We start from the raw sequence: 5,806 nt of genomic DNA on the forward strand, positions 1-5,806 counted from the left end.
AATGTATTTGGTTGATATACAGCGAGATATCTATTTAATAAAAGGGCTAAATATCCCAATAAAAGAATCTATTGAAACCTGATAATCTGAGGGAACATGTTGACCTACAACCCATTCCGTACCCATCATCAAATAAACAGTTTTAGAACTCCAAGTAAATTGACACTACTTTTTAGCACCTTATTTTGTAAGAATGCACTATTATAACCCGTTTATTTTCAACAACAAAGATATTCTATTAATCAAAAAAACATTCATTAAACAGAATAGTAATGACACCATATCCAGGCACCAATGACAAGAAATGAAGTTACAACCGGATAACAAATACCGGTTCGTTGGGGTAAAGTAATTCTGGTCTAGAATCTCCGGTTCAGGCATTATTCAGGTCCCCTAATGTATAATTTGTTGAATCCCCAATATTAAGTTGTCCGCAATAATAGAAGTATAGAAAGAATCATGCTGTAACATGAAGAAAAAGGGAGCAGGCATGAAACCCCGCTCCCTTACAGAAAGACAACAATTATTTATGATTATATTATAACTTCTCCAGAACCACCAGTTCCCACCCCTTGAACACCAGCGTAATCAGCCCCAGCCGGGTGTTCCCCTTGGTGCGAAGTACCTTTTCATCCGCCGCATAACGCCTCAACTGCTCTGCCGCATCACGCTTCAGTAAAGCAATATCAGCATCAGAAGCATCACGACGGGCATATTTCACCTCCACAATATAGCTGTAGGCAATATCCGGCTGGTGCAGCAGGTCAGGCATCATGTAGAAGTCGGCATAGCCTTTGGAAGACTCGTGTTCGGGGAGAATGACATATCCTTGCGTCAAACCCAGATAAGCCAGAAGGAAGCCTTTAATATGCGCCTCCCCGTCAATGAACTCACGGATGGCACTTTGACGTTCCAGTTCGCGGGCGAAGAAACGGAAGACAAGCTCCCACTCGCCATCATAAGCCATTCCCATGACCAGGGAAGAAAGACTGCTGATGTCCACGTCAAAGAGGGACGCCCTGCTGTAGGCCTCCGTCAGGTAAGTATAGAGCTGCTCGCGCACAGTCAGATTGGGAATACCCAGAACGGGAGTCCCACGATAGACACCCTGTATGGACAGCATCCCGAAGTAGAACAGCAGGCTCTTGAAATTCTCCGTATCAGCCATCTTCTCAGCCGGAAAAGAAGTGGCTATCTGTGCTGTGACACTGCCCTCCGCTATAATTTGTTGGATGACAGAAGCATTGGCTCCGAATGTTTTGTCTATCTGCACCAAATGACGCAACTTGTTGTAATCTGTACGGATATTGCTGTCAACCATCATTTTAGGTGCTTTCCCCAATTGCAGATAGCTGTTCAGGAAGTATAGTGCCATGTCCGAATTGAACATACGCTCCTCCAAGCGGTCTTCCGAGAAACAGTAATTGTCATACCACGGCTTCATTATTTCCACCAGTCCATCCACCGTAACATCCTCCGGCAGTGCGTCTTCATCTTTGTAATAAGTAATCATTTCCCGCACTTCATCTTCGCTGAATCCAATAATGTTGTTGAACTGGGGCAGTATGCTGATGTTCGTACCGATATTGAAACCGCTCGTCACGTCGTCCATCGTAATGGGGCTGACACCTGTAATAAACAAGCGTTCTAAAGCGGCATCTGTATTGGAGGTTGCAGCCTTCACTACATTAAAAAAACGCGGATAAAGCCCTCACCGTGTGTGGCATCCTCATGGCGTTTCGTATCATATGAGGAAAGGATGGTGTTGGTGAATTTGTCGTACTCGTCTGTCAGCAGGTAGAGGCGAGGACACTTCTTATGGGATATATATTAGGCAATGGAAGACAGCAGCAAACCGGAGGACATGTTCGGATGTATATCCTTCCAAATATCCGGTCCTAAAACAGGCTCGTAATGCCGAATAAACTTTGTCATGGTAAGGTTGCAATAGTCATTGAAGGACTGTTCCACCTCCTCCGGGCACGCCTTCACTTCGGAAAAGTTGAAACGCAAGACGAGATACTTGTTGTGTTCTTCCGTAGGATGTTGACCGATGTATACCTTTCCGAAAAGTTCCTCAAATTCTTCAGCATAGTCAATACTGTAATATGTTTCCAGCATGGCAAGGAAAAGCGACTTACCAAAGCGGTTCGGACGGATCAGGAACAGATAGGGAGGCTGACGCTCTATCATTTCGATAAACCGCGTCTTGTCCACGTAATAATAGTCCTTCCGTATCAGGCGGGAGAAGTCGGATATTCCATAGGGTAATGCTTTCATGGCTGCAATTCTTTGATTCAAAGAACAAAGGTGGCAAAAATGATTGCGAATGCCATGAAGGCCTTGAAATAGTTCAGCCCGAGCCTAATAAGGCTCTTGGTTTTATTCCCCTCTTTTCCTATTGATGATTATGCGGATTTAGGTTGTCACTAATGGAGTGAATGAATGCCTGGTTATCCTGCCGCCCACAGATAGATCCCCCATAATACAAGTAAATGCCCCGGATAGAAAAGGTAAAAGAATGATTTATAGTATTTCCCGGGCTTTTCATTATAGAAGGCAAGCAGGGCAAACGGAAGCAGGTAACCGACACGAAAAATGCTGCGTATGCCTATAGTCAAATATCCCAGTATGGGCTGTAGTACTTTATGACGTACTCCATAAAATATTGTGCAAAGTAAAACGCCCGGATATCCGTACCCGATGGATAGTTGGCGGACTGCCAAGCAGGTTGCTGCCAACAGGATGCAGGCTGCGGTGAAACGCATATATCTGTTTTTCCCGTTATTCCAAAGCTCAATCCTTTTATACCCGCACATCAGGCAGAAGAGCAGCAGCAGCGTAAACCCTATGTTCAGCTGATAAGTTCCGGTTGCGTATATTTTACTAAAAAACAGGTAGTGCGGGAGCTCCGAGACAAGAGCAAAGATTGCCAACCGTACGGCATACCGCTTCCGGCTACGTGTGTGGCGGAACCCCTCCACCAGCAAGAATGCAAATACAGGGAAGGCTGTGCGTCCTATACTGCGCAAGAAGAAAATGCTGTCGTGCCATAATTGCGGATTGCTTTGAGCTTCAGGCAACTTGGCTAGAAGTATCAGCAGACAACCTATGTGATCTGCCAGCATGGAGACTAGGGCAATCCATTTCAGGGTAGAGGCGGTCATAAGTTTATGTATGGCGGGGTATTAATAAAAAGGTGTGCCAAAGATTACTCTTATTGACACACCTTCCTTTTTATTATGATATCGGTTATTCTTGTTATTTATTATATCCGATAAAAGTCAAGCTATCAGTTGGCAGGAATAAGATTAATCTTACCTGTATAAGTTACATTAGCACCATTTTCCAATGTAAGGCTTGCACCACCGTTGTTGTTGAAATTATCAAATGAAACAGTAGATTCCTTCTTGAACGTAACTATTGCATTTTGAGCATTAATATCACCTGTGACCTCTAAAGTGCCTGTTGCGTCTACAGTCAGATCGTCATTTACTTCCATTGCACCAGCTTTGATAGTTACTTTCGGAGCTGTTGGTGCTTTAGGTTTGCCTAATATAATTACTGTATTGATAGTAACAGTCCCGGTTGTTTCCAGTGTGAAATCTTTGTTGCCATCTGCAGTTGGCATTGTAATAGAACCTGCAAAATCAATATCCTTGTCACCTGCATTCAGAACGGTAGCAGCTGCTTCAGCATTGAAGTCAAATGTTCCAGCTAAAATGATTTTTGAGTATGTTCCATTCAAGGCTGTCTTCAAGTCCGCGATGTCAGCTGCTTTCTTCCAGAAAGTACCGGTCATCGGCTGGTCGAAGTCACCAACAAAAGTACCTGTTTGGTCTACGATAACTACGCCATTGTTTACAACGCTATTTCCTGCATATTTGATAATTGTCATCTCACCGGAGTTTTCCAATTCTCCATCATTGACAACACTTGCGTTTTTGCCGGCAACGTTGAATGATGCGGTTGCAGGAACACTAATCTTACTGTCTGCATTATTGGTCACAGTACCCAATACAGTCAGAGTCTTAGCAGCAGTCAAAGTTAAACTACCAGAGTTGATTACTTCACCCTCTTCTCCAATTGTTACGTTTTCTGCAAATACTGCATTTGTAGAATTTGCAAACTCACCGTCTATTGTACTCGGGCATGCCAAAGTGAACTTGTTATCTGCACCTTTCACTTCTACGGCACAAGCCAGATTGATAGCTTTTGCACTAGCACCGAATGTGACATCACCGTCTGTCACATCAAAAATCAGTTTGGCACCGCTGGTAGACTTGATAGTGATATCCTTGTTGGCATTCCATGTGGAAGTGAAGTCCTTATCCAATTCAATATCTGTCAAAACATCAATATTCTCTGCATCTGCCTCGATTTTGGCTTTCAGTTCTTCAGCATCTGTTACCAGATCCAAATTGAAATCTGCATCTTTCAATCCACCGATAGAAAGCGGCATAACTCCAATCTTCATTTCATAAGGCTTGGTAAATTCCTTTTTAGCCCATGCACCATCTTTTTTATGCAGGTAAATTACCGTTGTTGCTTTCAGGTCAACAGTCAACATCGGGATAACAAAGGGAGTTGCCTTAGCAGATGAAATTTCAATACCTGTTCCCGCTACATATTCACCTGTAATAGTCTTATAATCATATTTTACAGAGTTCTCAACAACATTACCATCTGCATTATATAACATTTCACTTGCTAATCCGGTATTGTCAAACAGAATGATCTTGTCCACATTGAAAGCTGTTTCTCCTGTATTCAATTGCAAATTCAATTGAAGCAAAGTAGATTTCGGATTCAATTTGAAAAGACCGGCCTTTTGTCCTCCCTCCATCGGTGTACGACCAGACATCATAAACATATCTTTGCCCGCCTCTTCATATTGTTTGTTAGCAGCAGTTGCTTCAAATTTATTTTTCACAGTAGCTTTGATGTTTCCAATTTCATTGAAGCTTGCGTTATAGGGATAATATACCACATATTCACCTGCAAACAAGCTGCTGGCTTCAGTGTCAAAGGTTGCATATTTGTAGTAACTTGCACTTCCGTTACCTACTTCAACCGGATTATCAAGTTCTCCTTCTTCAGTCAAGGCATCAGAACCCGCTGTAGCAGAAAACTCGTAATTAGTAAACAACTTCTTTGAAGTTTGTTCTGTATACGCTACGTCGCCTACTTTTCCGGTCCAGCACAAACCGAGGATTTCAGATGTAGGATTCGTTTTGATATCCCACTTGTATTCATATTCACCACTACCATTCTCTATCCATCCGCCTCTTGTTTGTGCATCCATCACTTTCTCAGCGGTCAACTTGAAGCCGGCAGCTAACTGGGGCGTTCCTTCGAATTTGTTTTCATTTACAAATTCATCCTGGCTACATGCCGCAAAAAGGGCTGGCAGTGCCATTGCAACAAATAAATGTCTTGTTTTCATTCTTTTACTATATAGTTTATTTAATTAATATTAAAATGGGGACGGGCCTTCCGGATTCACTGGAAGGTTGCTACCTTCAAAGCCTGCTTCTACCATCACCTCCAGAACTTCCACTTCCGGAGCTTCATACTTCATTTCCTTTTCTACTTTCATAATCATAAAATTTAAATTGTTAGTAATATTAAAATTGTCTCTTTATTATCAACTGGTAATACGATAATTACTGCTACCGCTGGCTGCCTATTATCCCATCGCAAAGACAGGCTGCTTATTATATAAGAACCTTAGCTATTCCTATATATAATAGGTATAGCAAACCCGCATTTTCAGCCTGCAAAGTAAAAAACAAATTTCCTAAAT

At 42.5% G+C, this 5,806-nt stretch carries 3 protein-coding genes and 1 pseudogene; all 4 read right to left on the reverse strand.

Going from position 1 to position 5,806, the window contains the following annotated elements; genetic code table 11:
* Positions 1-538: 538 nt before the first annotated feature.
* Positions 539-2,280, reverse strand: a pseudogene (locus DW182_RS18680) (AAA family ATPase).
* Between the two features lie 173 nt (positions 2,281-2,453).
* Complete coding sequence (locus DW182_RS18685; RefSeq protein ID WP_118296476.1) at positions 2,454-3,167, reverse strand: TraX family protein; 714 nt, start codon at positions 3,165-3,167, stop codon at positions 2,454-2,456.
* A 125-nt stretch (positions 3,168-3,292) separates the two neighbouring features.
* Positions 3,293-5,446, reverse strand: coding sequence for a hypothetical protein (locus DW182_RS18690; protein WP_147400137.1), 2,154 nt, complete (start codon positions 5,444-5,446; stop codon positions 3,293-3,295).
* Positions 5,447-5,476: 30 nt separating this feature from the next.
* Positions 5,477-5,605, reverse strand: coding sequence for a hypothetical protein (locus tag DW182_RS22730; protein ID WP_255421304.1), 129 nt, complete (start codon positions 5,603-5,605; stop codon positions 5,477-5,479).
* Positions 5,606-5,806: the final 201 nt, after the last annotated feature.

The sequence above is a fragment of the Bacteroides sp. AM16-24 genome (assembly GCF_003471885.1).
GTDB lineage: Bacteria > Bacteroidota > Bacteroidia > Bacteroidales > Bacteroidaceae > Bacteroides.

Bases quoted from the DNA above. Each gene is read 5' to 3' on its own strand.
- DW182_RS18685 (WP_118296476.1), bottom strand. From the start codon at position 3,167: ATGACCGCCTCTACCCTGAAATGGATTGCCCTAGTCTCCATGCTGGCA.
- DW182_RS18690 (WP_147400137.1), bottom strand. From the start codon at position 5,446: ATGAAAACAAGACATTTATTTGTTGCAATGGCACTGCCAGCCCTTTTT.
- DW182_RS22730 (WP_255421304.1), bottom strand. From the start codon at position 5,605: ATGATTATGAAAGTAGAAAAGGAAATGAAGTATGAAGCTCCGGAAGTG.